This is a genomic window from Priestia sp. JSM ZJ58 (assembly GCF_044383985.1).
Classification (GTDB): Bacteria; Bacillota; Bacilli; order Bacillales; family Bacillaceae_H; genus Priestia; species Priestia zanthoxyli.
This window is the reverse complement of sequence record NZ_JBISEM010000001.1, coordinates 2,859,422-2,879,004: the sequence shown is the minus strand read 5'-3', so window position 1 is coordinate 2,879,004 and position 19,583 is coordinate 2,859,422. Positions and strand designations below refer to the sequence as shown.

General features: G+C 35.9%; 14 protein-coding genes. 10 read left to right on the top strand and 4 right to left on the bottom strand.

Going from position 1 to position 19,583, the window contains the following annotated elements; genetic code table 11:
* Positions 1–75 precede the first annotated feature (75 nt).
* On the top strand, positions 76–204 hold the full coding sequence (locus ACH6EI_RS15160; protein WP_323874009.1) for a DUF3231 family protein: 129 nt from the start codon (positions 76–78) through the stop codon (positions 202–204).
* Between the two features lie 631 nt (positions 205–835).
* Here ACH6EI_RS15160 and ACH6EI_RS15155 read toward each other — a convergent pair.
* Both ACH6EI_RS15155 and ACH6EI_RS15150 read right to left on the bottom strand, forming a co-directional pair.
* Positions 836–1,975: a hypothetical protein gene (locus tag ACH6EI_RS15155; RefSeq protein ID WP_108674624.1), complete on the bottom strand. Its 1,140-nt coding sequence runs from the start codon at positions 1,973–1,975 to the stop codon at positions 836–838.
* Between the two features lie 900 nt (positions 1,976–2,875).
* Positions 2,876–4,306, bottom strand: a complete 1,431-nt coding sequence (locus ACH6EI_RS15150; protein WP_028413700.1) for a hypothetical protein — start codon at positions 4,304–4,306, stop codon at positions 2,876–2,878.
* A gap of 376 nt (positions 4,307–4,682) precedes the next feature.
* Here ACH6EI_RS15150 and ACH6EI_RS15145 point away from each other — a divergent pair, with 376 nt between their 5' ends.
* Complete coding sequence (locus tag ACH6EI_RS15145; protein ID WP_028413699.1) at positions 4,683–5,033, top strand: VOC family protein; 351 nt, start codon at positions 4,683–4,685, stop codon at positions 5,031–5,033.
* A gap of 61 nt (positions 5,034–5,094) precedes the next feature.
* Here the strand turns inward: ACH6EI_RS15145 and ACH6EI_RS15140 are convergent, their stop codons facing one another.
* Positions 5,095–6,186, bottom strand: a complete 1,092-nt coding sequence (locus ACH6EI_RS15140) for an AI-2E family transporter (protein WP_025751972.1) — start codon at positions 6,184–6,186, stop codon at positions 5,095–5,097.
* A 110-nt stretch (positions 6,187–6,296) separates the two neighbouring features.
* The gene (locus tag ACH6EI_RS15135; protein ID WP_047751147.1) at positions 6,297–6,491 is read right to left on the bottom strand and encodes a twin-arginine translocase TatA/TatE family subunit; all 195 of its coding nucleotides are present in this window, start codon (positions 6,489–6,491) and stop codon (positions 6,297–6,299) included.
* Between the two features lie 519 nt (positions 6,492–7,010).
* Between ACH6EI_RS15135 and uxaC the strand changes: the two genes are divergently transcribed.
* From uxaC to ACH6EI_RS15095, 8 genes are all read left to right on the top strand, one after another.
* Complete coding sequence (gene uxaC, locus ACH6EI_RS15130; RefSeq protein WP_397377561.1) at positions 7,011–8,432, top strand: glucuronate isomerase; 1,422 nt, start codon at positions 7,011–7,013, stop codon at positions 8,430–8,432.
* Between the two features lie 47 nt (positions 8,433–8,479).
* Positions 8,480–9,862 carry a glycoside-pentoside-hexuronide (GPH):cation symporter gene (locus ACH6EI_RS15125; RefSeq protein WP_108674626.1) on the top strand — a complete coding sequence of 461 codons (1,383 nt, stop codon included), beginning with the start codon at positions 8,480–8,482 and terminating at the stop codon, positions 9,860–9,862.
* A gap of 102 nt (positions 9,863–9,964) precedes the next feature.
* The gene (locus ACH6EI_RS15120; protein ID WP_099330862.1) at positions 9,965–10,978 is read left to right on the top strand and encodes a LacI family DNA-binding transcriptional regulator; all 1,014 of its coding nucleotides are present in this window, start codon (positions 9,965–9,967) and stop codon (positions 10,976–10,978) included.
* Positions 10,979–11,095: 117 nt separating this feature from the next.
* A complete protein-coding gene (locus ACH6EI_RS15115; protein ID WP_099330863.1) occupies positions 11,096–12,559 on the top strand; it encodes a tagaturonate reductase in 1,464 nt (487 codons plus the stop codon).
* 12 nt (positions 12,560–12,571) lie between these two features.
* Entirely contained in the window at positions 12,572–14,062 is a 1,491-nt protein-coding gene (locus tag ACH6EI_RS15110; RefSeq protein ID WP_034264545.1) for a UxaA family hydrolase, read from the top strand.
* 42 nt (positions 14,063–14,104) lie between these two features.
* On the top strand, positions 14,105–15,502 hold the full coding sequence (locus ACH6EI_RS15105; RefSeq protein ID WP_397377557.1) for a glycoside hydrolase family 28 protein: 1,398 nt from the start codon (positions 14,105–14,107) through the stop codon (positions 15,500–15,502).
* A 610-nt stretch (positions 15,503–16,112) separates the two neighbouring features.
* Positions 16,113–18,062 (top strand): beta-galactosidase, encoded by a 1,950-nt coding sequence (locus ACH6EI_RS15100; protein WP_108674627.1) that lies wholly within the window; start codon positions 16,113–16,115, stop codon positions 18,060–18,062.
* 95 nt (positions 18,063–18,157) lie between these two features.
* Positions 18,158–19,522: a glycoside-pentoside-hexuronide (GPH):cation symporter gene (locus ACH6EI_RS15095; protein WP_108674628.1), complete on the top strand. Its 1,365-nt coding sequence runs from the start codon at positions 18,158–18,160 to the stop codon at positions 19,520–19,522.
* The last annotated feature ends 61 nt before the right edge of the window (positions 19,523–19,583 follow it).

The window sequence follows — 19,583 nt, the reverse complement described above, 5'->3', positions numbered from 1 at the left end:
CTGCATTTCTCACCTAATAATGTTAAATCAAAAGTGTAAGAATAGATAAAATAGAAAAGACCGACCTAAAAACAAATCGAATATGGAAAATCAATGACAAATATCTCGAGGTTTGTAAAAGATGCAGCGGATATTATGATGGAAAACGGCTGGATGGAAACACCACCGGCAGCCGTAGATAGAAATCATTTAAACTCCAACTAATTAAATGACTTGCCTTAAAATATGTAAAAGCTCTTAACCTATATAGCTTGAATGAGTAAAAAACACACAAAACAAATCTCCAAATTTTGTGTGTTTTTTATTTGAAGAGAAAAAAGCTGTAAATCCTGTTTTTATATTTGCTGCTCATTAAACTAAAGCAATTTATGATTACAATTTGTATATGAGCTTAATGTCTCTATGTATAAAAAATGTTATTTATTTGCTGCTCATTATTTTATAGAAATTACTATACATTTATAAGAGATTAAAAAGAAATTAAAGAAATTATAAACATTGCTAAAACTTATATGGACAAAAGCCTTCTGCTGACTGAGGTTATAGGGAATGAAGCAATCAAAAAAACTGCAGATTACTACAAGAATTTTCACGAAAAAATATAGGATTTTTTTATAACAGCTATATTTTCTACGCAGTCGATCGGAAAATAACGTTTATTTATTGTATTTTTTGTTCATTTAGTTGATTTTTTTCATGAAAACGAAAATCATTATCATTTAAAGAGATTTATTATAGCTGAGAGACAAATATGTTTTAGTAAGTTAAAGAGAAAAGAAGAGTAGGAGGGAAATAGAGTAGAGATGAGGAAAAAAAGGCATAACAAAAAAGAGTATTATAGAGCGTTAATTTTTGCCTGATAATACCCGTTGGCAATTTTGCGGATATACGTAAAGAAGTTTGACTCCATTTCATGCACAAGAGGGCGAAATGCATCCATACTTTCTTCTATGTAAGTTTGTTGTAGGTAACGCTGAACGGACGTTAATGATTTTTCGATTATATCTAAACCGAACTCATGCACAATGGAATGAATATCTTCTTTTTTAATAGAATAATGGCCAAAAGATTTAAAGAAATTCTTAAACTGAGCAAATGCATGCTCTCCACGGATTTTTTCGATTTCTTTTTGTTTTTTACTATCATGAGCACCAGTTAAATTGAAACTTAAAATAAAACCATCCTTGATTTTTTCAATAATCGATTTTCTTGGCTGCTTTTCTTCTAATAATGTTTTGACACAATCATCTTTTTCTAGTACATCGATACGGAAAATTTCACTTAATTTACTAGCCATTTCTTTAATAGCAGCTTTATAGCCAATGTATTTCGGAAGAATATGTTTTACCTCGGTGTAAGATAAAAGGGCTTCTGAATCTTTCTTTACGTTTACATCAGATTCGTATACATACAAAGCACGTAAAGCCAGGCGCAGCATGTTAATATTTTTGATAGCCAGCAATTGATAAATCACTTCCATTGAAACAGAAGTGTAACCACCTTTTGAAGTATATGTATTGTGATCTTTATCAAGCATTTCCGGAGTATATGATATGTTTTGAGCATCAGCAGCTTCTTTTATATGTAAATCTAAAAAATCCTCTAAATAGTTGTTTAAAGAAACTTGAATATAGTCTCCCCATAAACGATCCCAGCGAATGATGTCATAGTCTTCTAAAAGCTTATTATTATTTTGAACGGTCCGAACGGAACATTGGATTGTATTAGCCAGTTCTTGCTCAGAAATAATTGAAATATGACCTTGGCTGTTACATTTGGCTACGTAAGCTAAAATTTGCTTCATCAGAGAACCCGTCCACTTTATGTCTACAAAGTTTTTTGCTAGACCAAATGAATGTTTTTCATAGTAATAGCTGTTGTCTCGTTTCGTCTCTCTATTTAAACCACTCATGACAATCAGCAGCTTGTTTGCTATCAGAGTGTGCCGTTTTAGTGCCAGCTTTTGTATACTCATGTAGTTACCTCCTTTCCAAAACTATATACGTCATCTTTTACAGTATAGACACAGTCATATAGGCTGTAAAATGACATATTTGCACGGAAAAATGGTGCATTTTTTTAAAAGACTAGTGATACCAAGGGACGAGACATCTATTTACAAGGTGACATATTTGCACGGAGATGTGGAGCAAAAATAGCGTTACATTTCATAAACGTTGATAAAACAGCATTCTTAAGACAAATGTCGTATTATGACGGATGAAATACACGTAATGTGACAAATTCAAAAAAAAATTTGATGTAAAAATGACATATTTGCACGGAGAATAGGAGCAAAAATGATAAAAATAAAGATTTGGGCAACAAAGTGACACATTTGCACGGAAAATAGGGACATAAAACAAAAAAATGCCCTTTTTTAGACACAGAAAGTTCACATTTTTACAAAGAATAAATGAACATTTGCAGAAAAAATCGCGCTTTTTTAAAAAAGTGGCATGTTTGCACGGAAATCTAGAGCAAAAAACACTTTTGCACGGAGATTTGGAGCAAAAAATGCAGAAAACGAAGGGGGAAAGTCGCTGTCTCAAGAAAAATTATGTAAAAGTGGCATATTTGCACGGAAGATTGGAGCCAAACTTATAGTAAATGCAGTATAGAAAGAAAAACGACACTTTTACACGGGAACCTGGAGCAAAAATTAGTTATAACACTTCTTTTAGACACAAAAAGTTCACAAAATGATAGGGAAGGTGAAGTTTAATAACTATATCAGCAGGGGAAATAGTATGTTTATATGGAGAATTGGAGCAAAAAAACACTTTTGCACGGAAATGTGGAGCAAAAAATGCAGTAACTAATGGTAGGCAGATAAAAAGAATGCTCTTATAAAGATCATAAGAGCATTCTTTTTTTAGCCTATAGAACTTGTTACGTTTTGATAGATAGAAAGGGGAGCATATTCGTAATCACCGGCTAATAAGTCTTTTACTTCACTTTCTCCCACAGGAATAAAGGTGATCTGAAACACTTGGCCCACTCTTTTATAAGATTGGACAGCTAGTTTTTGTTCGACTAGCTCATCTAAGGCTGTTTCAATTTCGACAAGGTTTTCTTTTTTGCGTCTTTTTCGAAAGCGGACTCTTGTCGAAAAATATAAATAATCTCTTGTGACATTGTATGAAGATTTTGTTTCATAGCAAATGAGACGCTCTTTTTGCATAACGAATAGCAAATGGTAAGCGGCGTCTAAACTTAATTTTTCTACTTTATTTTTGTAAATACGCACCGTTTGGCGTTGAATATAGTCTCTATATATCACTTCATTGACGTGAATTTCAGCAATTCGCGTTCCGTTTGGCATCGTAGTAATATCCACAAAGTCAAAAATACCATAGGCAATTGTCTTATTATGCTGTACTTTTGACATGCTGTAGTGCTTCATTTTTGTAATTCTTTCTTCTATCATCTGATAGTTGCGCTTACTGTCTGTTTTATAAAGTGCTTTCACAAGGTCACCAATCTTTACATTAATGATTTTTTGTGTAGCGAACAACTCGTCGCGTTGGCTCATGATCTCTAAAAACACTTTATAATCAAACCGATCTAAATCACTAATTTTATTTCCATTTTCTTCAGCGTATTCTTTTTCTATTAACAATTCGTAATCTGTCCCGTCTTCAGAGTTATAAGTACTTAAGAAATATTCTTTTCCTTCTTTCTCTAATAGGGGTTGCTCGACGAGAAGCTTTGCTCTTGAGTTAGAGAAAAAAGGGTTCTCTACAGTTGAAAAAGGGCTTTCAATAATACTATGGTTTCCGTTTTGGAAGCTAGGGTCCAGTATAGTCAGCCCAATAATAATAGATATATCCGTATGAATTGCTTTTTCTCGCTGCGTTTTGGTTTTTTGATGAATATAAGGATAATCAGTTAAGAAGAAGCTATCTTCTTGACTCCATTCACGTAGGATATCAATTCGTTTATTAATGACTTCTTCCGGAGACGGTATGTTTTCAAACTGTTTGCAAAAGAGTTCTTTTCCGTTTGTTTTATAATAAGCTGTTAGCGCTCTGTATTCCCCAATCAGCTCTTTATTCTTCTTGGGCTTTTTTTGCTCATAGTCGCGTATAGCAGCATCTAACCACCTGCGTTTCGTACGATTGAGAAAGTCTTTTTTTAAAATCCTCAACGCTTCGTTTACATCTTTATTTTCAAAGTGCTGCTGATAAAGAGGGAGGATGGTGCTCTCTAAATCACCTTTTATACTTTCGTTATAAACGGATAAGAGGCGTAATTTAGATACTCTATCAATGACTTCGCGTATGAGTAAAGATGAATAATCCATACACATCTAACCTCCTTAATCTTAAGTTAGTCATTTTAATCCTTAGTTGGATAGTAGCTTTAAATCTATTGTAATGCACGAAAGTTCGATGCCACAAACAAAAGACGGCTACTATCTATAGTCTATTTTTCATTATACACGTGCAAAGGGGGCGAAGGGGGGGATTTTCTTATTTTCTTTTTTCGTAATCTAAATTTGGTCATGAAGTATATACATTTGCTGCGTAGCTTATGTAAGGAGGGTAACTCTGTTCGCAAGACTGCTAATTCTGCTGCGGAGTTTACTGGATGAATAGCAAGCAATTTAAAATAAAAGGATATCAGCGGTTAAAAGAGAATACTTTCTAAAACTACTAAACATACCCTGGAGGTCATGAATGAACCCTATATTAAATGAAGTAGGCACGATTTTTATTCCTGTAGAAGATATACAAAAAGCACGAGACTGGTATTGTGACGTGCTAGGTTTGCCGGCAGATGGAGACATTTTATATGATCATTTATATGTGATACCTATGAATGGAACAGGAATTGTATTAGATAGCAAAACTTATTCAAAAAATACGCTTTTTAAAACACCGGCTTTTCATTTGAATACAAACGATATCAAAGAAGCTTATGAGTATATGAAACAGAAAAAAGTAGAGCTAACGACAGGAATTGAACACGATCACTGGTTTATATTTAAAGATCCAGATGGAAATCATCTTATGGTGTGTGAATGCTGAACCTATGGAATAATAAAAGGACCTTCAAGAGAAGGTCCTTTTATTGTATTGCCTTTGCATTTTATAACTTGATAGATTTGTTTCTGAATTGAATCATTCTTACAATATTTATCACAATTGTTTTTGTTACAGCATAAGCCGGAATCGCTAAGATCATTCCGAGTATTCCTGCAATATTACCCGCAACAAGCAATAAAATAATAATCGTTAAAGGATGAGTGTTTAATTTCTTTCCAATTACCAGCGGAGAAATAATGTTCCCATCGAGCTGTTGAACGATTACGACGACGATAATTACTAATATCGCTTTTGTAGGAGAGTATAATAAGCCTACGATTAAAGCGGGTGCTACGCCAATAAAAGGGCCGACGTACGGGATAATATTAGTAAGGGCTCCTATTAGTGCGAGTATTAATGCATAAGGCAACCCGATGATGAGGTAACCAATGAATGTACTAATACCGACAAACAAACAAACGAGCATTTGGCCTTGAATATAAGTAGCTAGCGTATTTGTTGTTTCTTTCATTGTACGTAACGTTTCTTTTCGATAAGAAGCAGGAACCATACGCAGCGTATTTTTACGAAGTTTATGGCTGTCTTTGAGCATATAAAAAAGAATGAAAGGAACGGTTACAACCGTAAGAGTAATATTTGTTACGACGCTTAAAACAGATGAAATACTGTTTGTGAGATTCGTAGGTAAAGTAGACGCGTAGTTTAAAAGTGACTCTTCAATATGATCGAGCGACACATATTTTTGTTCAACCAGCCAGTTAAACCATCTTGAGTTAGATAAATCATTTATGTACTCTCTCGTTTCTACAATGTAAGACGGAATATTCTTAGCCAAATCAGTTAATTGTTTAGATAAGGTAGGTCCCACACCGCCCACAATAGAAGCAATTACGCCGATAAAAACAACGTATAATAGTAAAATGGCCAGTGTTTTTGGCACTTTTTTTCTTGTGAGAAATGACACAATTGGTTCGAATAAAAAGAAAAGAAAACCAGCTACAAGAATAGGAAAAAACAAAGTGGAGATAAACACACCGATTGGTAGAAAAACAAACGAAATATGTTTACAAATGTAAATCAGTAAAGCAATCATTAATAGTTCTAATGTCCAAAAATGCAGTTTCGATTTAAACAAAAAGTTACCCTCTTTCTTTACTATTTTTTACTATCATACATCAAAAAAGAAACCCACTGCACGTTAAAAGTGGGCTTTTTTAGTCTGTATAACTTTCATTTAAATAAAAATTAGGCTTTTTCCTCTTTATCTTTAGTGGTATCCTCTGGAGTTTTTTTGTCGTCATCTTGTATAATTCCTTCTGCTGCATTTTTAAATTCTCGCAGGGAATGTCCAAATGCTCGTCCTATGTCCGGCAATTTACTTGGTCCAAATACAATTAAGGCAGTAATCCCGATTACGACCATGCTTGTGGCTCCTGGCATGATATCCTCTCCTTTAAAAGCAATGAATATATGAAAATTAAAAAGAGATAGTAAATAAAGTGCATGTTTATACTATTCACTTTTCTCTTTAAAATTCCTTTATTTTAAATGATACGAAAACAAGGTGGAGCGGCTATGTATGATTTAAATGCTTGTAGTGATATTTTTTCCTTTCGCATCCGACGCTAATTATAGCATTAAAGATAGCTATTCGTCTTAGTAACCTTATAAGCTCTATGTAAAAAAATTTGCTTTAATTCTTATGGAATCATGTCAGAAATCGTGTTTTTAAAATTAAAGAATCAGTATATGAAAACAAGAAAAGAAAAAAATCGAAAAAATATAAAGATAAATTGTTGTAAAATTTAGAAATAAGTAATAGAATTAAATAAAATGTTAACGTTAACATTTTTGTTGTTGAAGATTATATCTTATTAAAATATTTATCTATAAATAAGATTATTTATCCTCATATAAAATTTTGTTAACGTTAACAAAAAAGTAAAGGAGTAGGTAGAAATGAAACAGTTTATGGATGACCATTTTTTATTAACAAATGAAACAGCAGCACACTTGTATAATACTTACGCAAAAGATATGCCGATTATTGATTATCATTGCCACTTAAACCCGCAGGAAGTTTATGAGAATAAACAGTTTAAAACGTTAACTAACGTTTGGCTAGATGGAGATCACTATAAATGGAGACTGATGAGAGCGAACGGAATTGAAGAAGAAAAGATAACAGGATCAGCGAGTGACTATGAAAAATTTCTCGCGTGGGCTAAAACAGTTCCGATGACGATTGGGAATCCACTATATCATTGGACGCATCTAGAGTTAAAGCGTTTTTTTAATATTGATGAGATATTAAATGAACAGACGGCACCGTTTATTTGGGAAAAAGCAAACGAGAAATTACGCAGCGGTAAGTTTGGTGCAAGAGATCTTATTACACGTTCTAACGTAAAAGTTATCTGTACAACGGATGACCCAACAGATTCATTAGAGTATCATATGAAACTAAGAGATGTCCAAGGTTTTGAGACCCAAGTACTTCCAAGTTTTCGTCCGGATAAAGGGCTTGAAATCAACCAAGAAGGGTTTAAGAGCTGGATTGCAAAGTTGCAAGATTGTTCAAACCGCTGCATTCACACCTATGAGGATTTGTTAAAAGCTCTTGAAAGTCGAGCTCGTTTTTTTCATTCCATGGGAGGGCGTTTATCTGATCACGCACTAAATAAAATGGTATATACGAAGACTTCGAAAGAAGAAGTTTCGGAGATTTTCTTAAAAGCCTTAAAAGGTGAAGGCGTAAGTACTGAAGAAGAAAGTAAATACAAGTCATATACGTTAATCTTTTTAGGGAAGCTGTATAATGAGCTAGGTTGGGCAATGCAATTTCACCTTCATGCTCTTAGAAACAATAACACCAAAATGTTTCGTCAGTTAGGTCCAGATACAGGGTATGACTCGATGTATGACGGACAAGTGGCAGAGCCTCTCGTACAGCTTCTTGATCAAATGGACGTACAAAATAGTTTGCCAAAGACGATTTTATATTCGTTAAATCCAAAAGATAATTATGTATTAGCAAGTATAATTGGCAGCTTTCAAGGAGACGGTATTCCTGGCAAGCTGCAGCTTGGCACGGCTTGGTGGTTTAATGATCAACGAGAAGGTATGTTAGAACAAATGAAAGCGTTATCAAATATTGGGTTGTTTAGTCGGTTTATCGGTATGTTAACAGATTCCCGAAGTTTTCTTTCGTATACAAGGCATGAATATTTCAGAAGACTAGTATGCAGCTTAATTGGTACGTGGGTAGAAGAAGGGGAAGTACCTAATGACCAACAGCTGCTTGAGCAAATTGTAAAAGGAATATGTTATGAAAATGCTAAAGACTACTTTAGCTTCCCAGCCTATACGCTGCAAAAATAAAGGGGCAAAATAGTTTAAAGAATTGCAAGGGGAGAAGGGGGATTACCATGAGTGTTGTGGCAACAGAAAGAAAGGTTGAAATAAAAGTAGAAAAGAAAAATCTTAGTGTAAAAGAAAAAATATCTTATGGTATGGGTGATTTTGGTAACGGTTTCATGTTTGATTTAGGGCAGCTTTATTTGTTGAAGTTCTTTACAGATGTGGCAGGCATCCCTGCCGCGGCTGCGGGAGGGATTTTTCTAGTAAGTAAGTTATTTGCAGCAGTTTGTGATCCCATTGTTGGTTCGTCCATTGATTACCGAAAAAACATCGGAGCTAAAGGAAAATTCCGGCCGTATTTACTATTCGGAAGTATGGTGTTAGCCATTTTAACCGTACTCACGTTTATTTCGCCAAATCTTTCACCGGCGGGTAAATTAATTTATGCGTACGCTTCTTATATGATTTGGGGAATTGGCTATTCATTTGTCAATATTCCATACGGATCGCTAGGCGCATCCATGACTCAAAATACTTCTGATCGCACGTCTCTTGCTGCTTTTCGTCAAACAGGATCATTAGGTGCACTGTTTGTAACCAGCATTGCTGTTGTACCGCTCATTCTGTTATTTCCAAATGAAAAAATCGGTTATCCCGTTGTCATGGGAATTATGTCGGTCATTGGCATCATCGCTTTTTATGTATGCTATCGCAATTGCAAAGAACGCATTGTCGTAAAAGAGAGTCCAAAAGAAAAACTATCAGTTAAGTCTATTTTTAAAACGTTTGTAAGTAACAAACCTCTTTTAATTTTAGTGTTTATGACGGTATTTACCATTTCAGCTTACAATATTAAATCAGCTATGCTTATTTACTTTGCACAGTATAATTTAGGAAATGTTAAATTGATGGCTTACATGAACTTTATTATTATTGGTTCATCCTTTCTAGGAGTCATTATGCTGCCAAAGCTTGTTAGCCGATTTGGAAAAAAGCAAGCTGCAATGATTGGCTTAGGAATCAGTATTGCAGCGGACACAGTAAATTTCTTTATGCCTTCTAACGTCATAATTTTTACGATTTTAGCAAGTATTGCCTTTATAGGTATCAGCATTCCTAACGGGATTACATGGGCATTTGTATCAGATATTATTGATTATGGTGAATGGAAAACAGGCGAAAGAAAAGAAGGCACAACGTATTCATTGTTCAACTTTTCTCGAAAGCTTGCTCAGTCGCTATCCGGCTTCTTATCAGGTATTGGTTTAGGGTTAGTTGGGTATATCCCAAACGTGGCACAAAAGGCAGGTACATTAGTGGGAATTAAAAGTTTGCTGTTACTATATCCTGCTATTGCTTTATCCATTGCTGCAGTGATTATTGGTTTTATGTATAAGCTAACGGATAAGAAACACGCGGAGATTGTCCAAGATATTCATGCTAGGTCTTAGTCAAAACTGTCATAACATTCACCATTTGCTTATTATTCCTACTAACTTGTGATATCCTTATAATAAAAATCGATACTGATTCATTAAAGGAAGGTAAATGAAATGGGTGTTACAATTAAGGATATTGCAAAACTAGCAAACGTATCACATACAACGGTTTCACGTGCATTAAACAATAGTCCGCTTATTAAAGAAAAAACAAAAAAGAAAATTTTAGAGATTGCAAATACGCTTAACTATATTCCTGATTATCATGCGAAAAATTTAGTGCTTCAAAAATCTCATACAATTGGATTGTTTTTTACGAGCATGGCAAACGGTACGTCACCAAGTTTTTTAGTAGATAGTATTAGAGGGGTAAGTAAAGTAATTGATGTTCAGTATAATTTATTTGTAAGAGGCATTGACGATTATGATGATTATACGTACATCAACAATAAACGCTTTGATGCGATTATTTTAATGAGTCAAAGCGACCGTGATAACGCTTTTATATATAACGTAGTAGAAAAAGGCATCCCGTTGATTGTGCTCAACCGTCAAGTTGACGATTCATCGATTATTAATATTTTGTCAAATGACAAAGAAGGAGCCTACAAAGCCGGCGAATATTTGATTGAATTAGGTCACAGGCATATTGCAATCATAGAAGGAATAGAAGGTTTTAAATCAACTCAACAGCGTAAGGAAGGATTTCTTAACTCGTTAATTGATCACAATGTTTCCATTCGCCAAGAGTATATGATTCAAGGAAATTACGATATGCAAAGCGGATATGAAGGAATGAAAGCACTGTTAAGGTTAAAGCAGCCGCCTACTGCTGTTTTTTGTTCAAATGATGATATGGCAATCGGTGCTATGAACGCCGCATTCGAGTCTGGGCTAAACGTACCGAGTGATATCTCAATTATTGGATTTGATGATATTGAATTAGCCAAATACACCACTCCTTCACTCACAACCGTTAAAAGACCAATCGAGAAAATCAGCATGACCGGAGCAGAAGCAGTTTTATCATTAATGGACAAAGATGACAAAAAGATGCTGCAAAATAAAGTTTTAATTAATACCGAATTAATGGTTCGCCAGTCTGTAAAGTCACGCTCATCTATGTAGCCGGTTATTTAGTATAACCGGCCCAAAAATGTTAACGTTAACATTTTTAAGAAATAAAACAATATAAAAAGCTATAAAAATAACAATGTTAATGTGTGCAAAAAAGGAGATGCTAACATGAAGTTAAACCGTCAGATGCAAGCTAACACACGTATATACCCAGAAAAAGTACTGCAGTTTGGAGAAGGCGTATTTCTAAGAGGGTTTGCTGATTGGCAAATTCATCAAATGAACAAACGCACTGCATTTAAAGGCAGTATAGTAGCTGTCAATCCGAGAATTACGGGAAATGCAGGTAAATTGAATGAGCAAGACGGTTTGTTTACGGTTTCTCTTCAAGGAATTCAAGACGGTAAAGCAGTCAAAGAACATGAAGTAATTGAATCTATTAGCCGAGGTCTAAATCCATATGAAGATTATGAGGCGTATATGCAATTAGCGGAGAAAGAAGAGCTAAGATTTCTTATTTCTAATACAACAGAAGCAGGTATCGCATTTTTAGAAGAAGACCGCTTGGAACATGCACCGCAAACGAGTTTTCCTGGTAAAGTTACGGCATTTCTATATAAGCGGTTTCAAGCTTTTCAAGGAGATCCAACAAAGGGACTTATTATCCTTCCTTGTGAATTAGTGGAGCGAAACGGGGATTTGTTAAAGAAAATGGTATTGCGCTATGCCGACAAATGGAATTTAGAGAAAAAGTTTACCGAATGGATACACGAAGCAAATGCTTTTTGCTGCACGCTTGTTGACCGAATTGTGCCAGGTTATCCAAACGATGAAAATCTGCTCAATGAACTGAGTTATGAAGATGAGTTTTTTGTGATCGCAGAGCCATTTTACTTATGGGTTATTGAGGGACCTGAGTGGGTAAAAGAAGAGTTTCCCGCGGAAGAAGCTGGTTTACATGTGAAATTTGTGGACGACATTGCACCATATGCGCTGCAGAAAGTCAGAATTTTAAATGGGATTCATACTGCTATGATGCCTGTTGCGTATTTAGCGGAACTAAATACGGTCAGAGAAGCAGTCGAAGATGATGTAATCGGAACGTTTATTCGAAAGTGTCTGTATGAAGAAATTATTCCTAGTTTACCAGTTTCGGAAGAAGAGTCTTTGCCAGTTGCTAAATCTGCATTAGAACGCTTTCAAAATCCGTTTATCCACCACGCATTAATGAGCATCTCTTTGAACAGCATGACAAAGTTTAAAACGCGAAACATCCCAACTCTTAAAGAGTACGTTGAAAAGCAAGGAGCGCTGCCGGCTTTGCTTACATTTTCTCTCAGTGCCCTCATTTCTTTTTATAAAGGAAAAAGAGAAGGAGAAAAAATTGAACTATCAGATGACCCTGCAGTTCTAGAAATGTATGAATCTCTTTGGAATACGTTTGACGGTACTGAAAAAAGCATTTCTTACATTGTAAAAGAAGTACTGGGATATAAAGAGCATTGGGGAGAGAATTTAAATACGATTCCTAGCTTAACAGAAGCCGTAACAAATGGAGTCTTAGCCATTGAAACTCTCGGAATGAAACAGGCAATAAAAGAAATTCTCTATGTAACCGCAACTAAACAGTAAGAGGTGAAGCATATGAAAGAAGTAATTCGTATTCATGAGGAAGATAATGTAGCAGTAGCTTTACGAGATTTTTTAGCACAAGAGAACCTTATGGTTGATGGAAAAGAAATTTCTCTAAAAGAAGAAGTGAAACGGGGCCATAAAATAGCTCTTACGCCAATTTCAGCGGGCGGCAACATTATAAAATATGGTTTTCCAATCGGGCATGCGACGCACTCTATTTCACCTGGTGAATGGGTGCATACGCATAACACAAAAACAAATTTAAATAATGTTAACGAATATGAATTTCATCAAAAGTTAGCAGCTCCTAAAGAAAAAAAACAATCGCTAACGTTTAAAGGATATCGCCGCAAAAACGGAGACATTGGAATTAGAAATGAGCTTTGGATTATTCCAACGGTAGGGTGCGTAAATGGTATAGCCGAACAAATGATTAAACAGTTTCAAAAAGAAATAGGTGATATCTCGCCTTTTGAACATGTAACCGTTTTAAAACACAATTACGGATGTTCTCAGCTCGGTGATGATCACCTTAATACAAGAACCATGCTTACGAGAATGGTACAGCATCCAAATGCTGGAGGCGTATTAGTATTAGGGCTTGGATGTGAGAATAATAGCTTAACAGAATTTAAACAAGCGCTAGGTACAATTGATGAAAGCAGAGTGAAGTTTTTACAATCTCAAGACGTCGAGGATGAAATTGAGGCAGGAGTCACTTTGTTAAAAGAAATTTATGCTGCTGCTAAAGATGATAAAAGAGAAGACGTTGATATTTCCAGGCTGAAAGTAGGTCTTAAATGCGGTGGGTCAGATGGATTATCTGGTATTACAGCAAATCCGCTGCTCGGTAAATTCTCTGACTGGCTCATTGCTCAAGGAGGCACAACAGTTTTAACAGAAGTACCTGAAATGTTTGGTGCAGAAACCCTGCTAATGGAAAGAGCTGTTGATGAACAAACATTTGATAAAATTGTTCATCTGGTTAATGACTTTAAAACGTATTTTCTCAATCATAAACAGCCGGTGTATGAAAATCCTTCTCCCGGCAATAAAGCAGGCGGCATTACAACGTTAGAAGATAAATCACTTGGCTGTACTCAAAAAGCAGGCACGGCCCCAGTCGTAGACGTGTTAAATTACGGAGATCGCTTACAAACTAACGGTTTAAATTTACTAAGTGCTCCTGGAAATGATTTAGTTGCCTCAACTGCTTTAGCGGCTTCAGGGTGTCATATTGTACTGTTTACAACGGGACGAGGAACGCCGTTTGGAACGTTTGTGCCCACTATAAAAATTTCTACAAACACCGCTCTTTATAACAAGAAGCCGCACTGGATTGATTTTAATGGAGGGGTACTGGTTGAAGGTGACACAGAAGAAGCTACGTTAGAAAGCTTTATTGAGTACATGATCGGGGTTTCTAGCGGAGAGCTTGTAAATAACGAAAAAAATGATTTTAAAGAAATGGCCATTTTTAAAACAGGCGTTACTTTATAAATAAGTCGGTTACTAGATTGTTAAACGAAAGGGGAAAAGCTAGTGAAAAAATATGTGCTTTCTTTGTTTGTGATGACTCTGATGCTTATTTTACCGTTTTCTGCCCAAGGAGAAGCTCTTTCAGCAAGTGAAAAAATAACAGCAGTTAAAGAACAAATTCAGCCTCCTTCATTTCCGAACCGTACGTTTAATATTAAGCGGTACGGAGCAGCAGGAGATGGAAAGTCTGATTCAACGGCTGCTTTTAAAAAAGCAATCGAAGCGGCTAACAAAGCAGGAGGAGGGCGCGTTGTTGTTCCACCAGGAACTTATGTTACCGGTGCGATTTATTTAAAAAGCAACGTAAATCTTCATGTAATGAAAAAAGCTACCATTAAGTTTAGTCAAAATCCTGACAAATACTTACCTGCTGTCTTAACAAGATGGGAAGGCGTGGAGCTATATAATTATTCACCGCTTATCTATGCTTATAACGAAAAAAATATTGCGATTACAGGAGAAGGTACGTTAGATGGACAGGGTGATAACGAACATTGGTGGCCCTGGAAAGGAAAAAAGGAGTTTGGATGGAAAGAAGGCGAGCCCAATCAACAGCAAGATCGCGATTTGCTGTTTAAAATGGCAGAAGAGAAAGTTCCTGTTAAAGAGCGCGTATTTGGCAAAGGGCACTATTTGCGACCTAGTTTTATTCAGCCTTATCACAGCAAAAATATCATGATAAAAGGTGTAACCATTTTAAATTCGCCCATGTGGCAAATCAACCCTGTCTTAAGCGAGAACATTTTAATCGATGATGTAAAAATTATAGGTCATGGTCCTAATAATGATGGAGTAGACCCTGAATCGAGTAAAAATGTGCTTATTAAAGATTCTTATTTTGACAATGGAGATGATTGTATTGCGATTAAGTCGGGGCGTAATGCAGATGGAAGAAGAATCAACGTACCAAGTGAAAATATTATTATTGAAGGAAACGAAATGAAAGATGGCCACGGGGGCGTTGTGATCGGCAGCGAAATATCAGGAAGCGTCCGGAACGTATTTGCTCAGCACAATGTTATGGACAGTCCCAATCTAGACCGGGCGCTGCGTATTAAAACAAATTCAGTTCGCGGCGGAACGATTGAAGATATCGACTTTAGCAACAATACGGTCAAAAGCGTTGGCAGTGAAGTGATTCAAATAGACATGTACTATGAAGAAGGAGACACAGGGAATTTTACGCCCGTTGTTCGTAGTATCAACATAGAAAATTTGCAAAGTAATGGAGGGAAATACGGCTTATGGATTCGAGCCTATGAACGTTCTCCCGTTACAAACCTAACAATTCGTCATTCTAATTTCCAGCATGTTGCAACCCCATTGTTAATGGAGAATGTAAAGAACCCTGTGTTTGAAGAGTTTTGTATAAATGGAAGCTGCATGAATACAAATCCGTAAAAGGGCGTGTTCATAATCAGCTGCAAGTAAGAGGTAGAACAAACGTATTTTAGCCCAAGAAGTATCCGCACAATGAATCGAGATTATCGATTCATTGTGCGGTCTTTTTTTTGTCGTGATGGTGAACGTAGGATCAATGTGTTAATAATGGTAAAAACCTGCTCTGGAATTTTTACTATTTTATAGATAAGTCAAATGACTCTTACTAATTGATAGATAACATGTATGAAAGAAATGACTTTTGAAGAGTGTTTTCTAAGCAATTTATTACCTAAATGTGGATGTGGGGAGTGTGAGGGAAGATATATAAAAGAATTATAAAAACATTTGTCTTTGTAAGCGTTTTATTCTTTATTTTAATAAAGAGCAAAAAAAGGATGTTTTTCTCTAAATTTTTACCATTGAATATTTTGAATAAAGTTCATAAAATAAACTTGTAAGCGTTTTAAAAGATTAGAAAGTATGTATCTTAAAAGTTGAATAGAGAATTATTTATGAAGACAGGAAATGTGATTTTTTTGCTTTTGATCACCGTTTCCAAGAATACCTTAACAAGTAACAGCAAAACGTTCATTTAATGAAATAAAGAAATAGATAGGAGTAGAGAAAAATGTACATCGGCGTCGATTATTACCCTGAACATTGGCCAGAGAATATGATAGAAGAAGATATCCAAGGTATTAAAGAGTTAGGATCAAATATGGTGAGAATAGGGGAGTTCGCTTGGCATCTTATGGAGCCTAAAGAAGGGCAATATGACTTTTCTTTTTTTGATAGCGTTATCAATAAGCTTAAAAAACAGAATATTGACGTTATGTTTGGTACCCCTACTGCCACTTTTCCGGCTTGGCTTGCGAAGCAGCATCCTTCTATTTTATCAAAAGATGAAAATGGGGCGGTCAGAGCATTTGGAGGAAGACGTCAATATTGTTTTAATTCTCCTCTTTACCGGCAGTATAGCGCTCAGATTACAGAACAACTAGTAAAGCACTACTGCTCAGAAGAAGCAATCGTAGCATGGCAAGTTGACAATGAATTTGGCCATGAAGGCAGTGATATGTGTTACTGCGAACAATGTCATAAAGAGTTTCAGCAGTTTTTGGAAAGAAAATATAAAGATATTAATGAGTTAAATGAAAAGTATGGCACTATTTTCTGGGGACAAACGTATAACGACTTTACCGAAGTGCCTATGCCTGTAAAAACAATTACGACACACAGCCCTTCGTTAAAGCTAGACTGGGCCCGCTTTCGCTCTTTTTCGTTAAACAGATACGCTCACGAACAAACAGCGATTGTGAAGAAATATAAAGGTGATCACCAGCTGTTGACCACGAACGTATCAGGAGGCTTTTTTGATAAATGGTTCGATCATGAAGAAAACCTAGAAGTAATGGACTTTGTATCCTATGATAATTATCCGGTATGGGGCGGTCAAACAGAGCCAATTACCCCGGCTCATATTGCACTAGGTCATGATTTTAATAGAGGCTTGTTACATAAAAATTTCTGGATTGTAGAGGAATTAATGGGTGCTCAAGGTCATGATATCATCGGTTATCTACCGCGACCTAATCAGGCAAAAATGTGGTCTTATCAAGCTTTTGCTCATGGATGCACGAATATGCTGTATTTTCGCTGGCGCGGAATGACAAGAGGAGCTGAGCAATACTGCTACGGAATTGTAGGTCACGATAATCACTATGGAAAACGTTACAAAGAAGTTCAGTCGTTATTTAGTGAAATCGTTCATTACGAACATGTGCTTGAGTCTGATATTAAATCGGAGATTGCCGTTTTATATGACTATGAAAATATATGGTCATGGCGTTTTCAGCAGCAAAGTGAAGGATTTGACTTTACGCAAGAGCTTCTTAGAGGATATACCCCGTTTTATAAGTTGAATACACCAATTGATGTTATTCCTGCTACAAGAGATTTTTCAAGCTATAAAGTACTGGTTGTTCCGGCTTTGCAAATCATTGATAAAGAACTAGGTAAAAGATTTACTGAATTTACTGAAAACGGAGGCGTCATCGTTTTTACGTTTAGAACCGGCATTAAAGACAAACAAAATAATATTCACTTTAAACAGACGCTACCCGGATATGTAAAAGAAATAACAGGGATTGAAATTCATGAAGTGGAAGCACTGTCTTCTACTCAAAAAGCAGCTATTAAAGGAAAAGGACCGTATGAAGGAGAACAAGCAAGTGCGTCCGTGTGGAGAGACATTATCACACCTGTAACAGCTGAAGTGCTGTATGAGTATGATGATCCATTTTATAATCAAGCGGCTGTAACAAAAAATCAGTTTGGTCGCGGGACGGTCTATTATGTAGGCTGTGGAATTGAAGGGCAAACGTTTGAAAAAATGGCGCTTGATATTGTAACAGAGCAGCAGATTGAGCATACGGAAAGTGAAGATGGAGTTGAAGTATATCCTCGCAAGCTTGGAAAGACAAGTTATTACTTCCTTATGAACCATACGCCAGAAGTAAAAGTATTTAAAGATATTGTTCTGCAGCCTTATGAAAGTCGTATTGTAGAAAACATGTAGTAGCAATAGGACACTAGAATCTCATAAAGCAATGAGATTCTAGTCACTCATAATATGATATGAAAGCGTTTTATAGGAGAAGGGAGTTAGGTTATATGAGCATGGGGGTACAGTCAAAAGTTTCTCTCAAAACCGTATTATCATACGGAATGGGGAGTTTTGGAAACAATATTATTTATGCATTAACAAGTACATATTTAATGATTTTTTATACGGATAGTGTAGGATTAAATGCTGCAGCCGTAGGAACTTTATTTCTTATTGCTAGGATATGGGATGGGATTGCGGACATTATTATCGGAATGATTGTTGATAATACAGAAACGAGATTTGGTAAGTTTAGGCCCTATCTTTTAATAGGCGGATTTTTTGCAGCTGTTGCTACAGTCGCGTGTTTTATTAGTCCGGATCTTTCTCACACAGGAAAATTAATTTATGCTTATATCACTTATATCGCGTGGGGAACAAGCTTTGCTATCATGGATATTCCTTATTGGTCGCTTTCAGCAACGATTACACAAGATGTAAAAGAACGAAATAAAGTTGTAGCTTTTCCTAGAACAATTGCAGCAGTAGGGTCTTTATTTGCTAGTTTATTAACTCTTCCACTAGCTCATTATTTTGGAAACTGGTTTATGCTTAGTCTTATTTATGCGTGTATCTTAATGATTACAATGATCATCACATTTTCAGGAGTAAAAGAAAACTATACCGTAAAAAGACAGGAAAAGCAGACGCCAAAAGCAGTTTGGAACTTATTTATTCAAAATAGACCGTTGCGCTACCTGATTTTCTCAATGCTTTTAGTTGAAACAATTTTAACGATTCGAACTACGTTTTCTATTTACTATTTTAAATACAATTTAAATGCAGAGAACATCGCGTCTCTTTATTTAACCTTATTTTTCACAGCACAAATTGTAGGAGCGATCGCGTCTCCTTTCATTTCAAATAAATTTGGAAAGAAACGTGCAGCAATAGGGGGAATTGCCCTAAATGCTGTAGCCACTCTTACAATGTTTGCAACGGGTTTCCACGTTATGCCAGTGATGATTTTAAGCTTTTTAGCTTCTTTTGGCGGTGGGGTTAGTAACATTGCTCAAACATCTATGCTCGCTGACTGTGTAGAATACGGCGAATGGAAAACGGGGAACCGAGCAGAAGGAATGGTGTTTTCTACGAATATTTTCAAAACAAAGGTCGCTTCAGCAGTGGGTGGAGCAGTAGGTGGGTACATCCTTTCAGCAGTAGGGTACATGCCAAATCAAATTCAGTCACACAGCACGCTCATTTGGATTGCTTTAATCTTTACGATTATTCCGGGTATTCTTTGCTTGTTATCACTTGTCCCACTCGTAAAATATGAGTTGACGGAAAAGAGATATTTAGAGATTTTACAGGATATGAAAAAACGCTCAAGCCGCATAAAAGAAAAACCGGCTATGAAAGTGTCTAGCTAATTCAAATCAACACAAGCATTGTACACAAAAATCACAAGAAAAAAAGACTGCATTTTCTCAG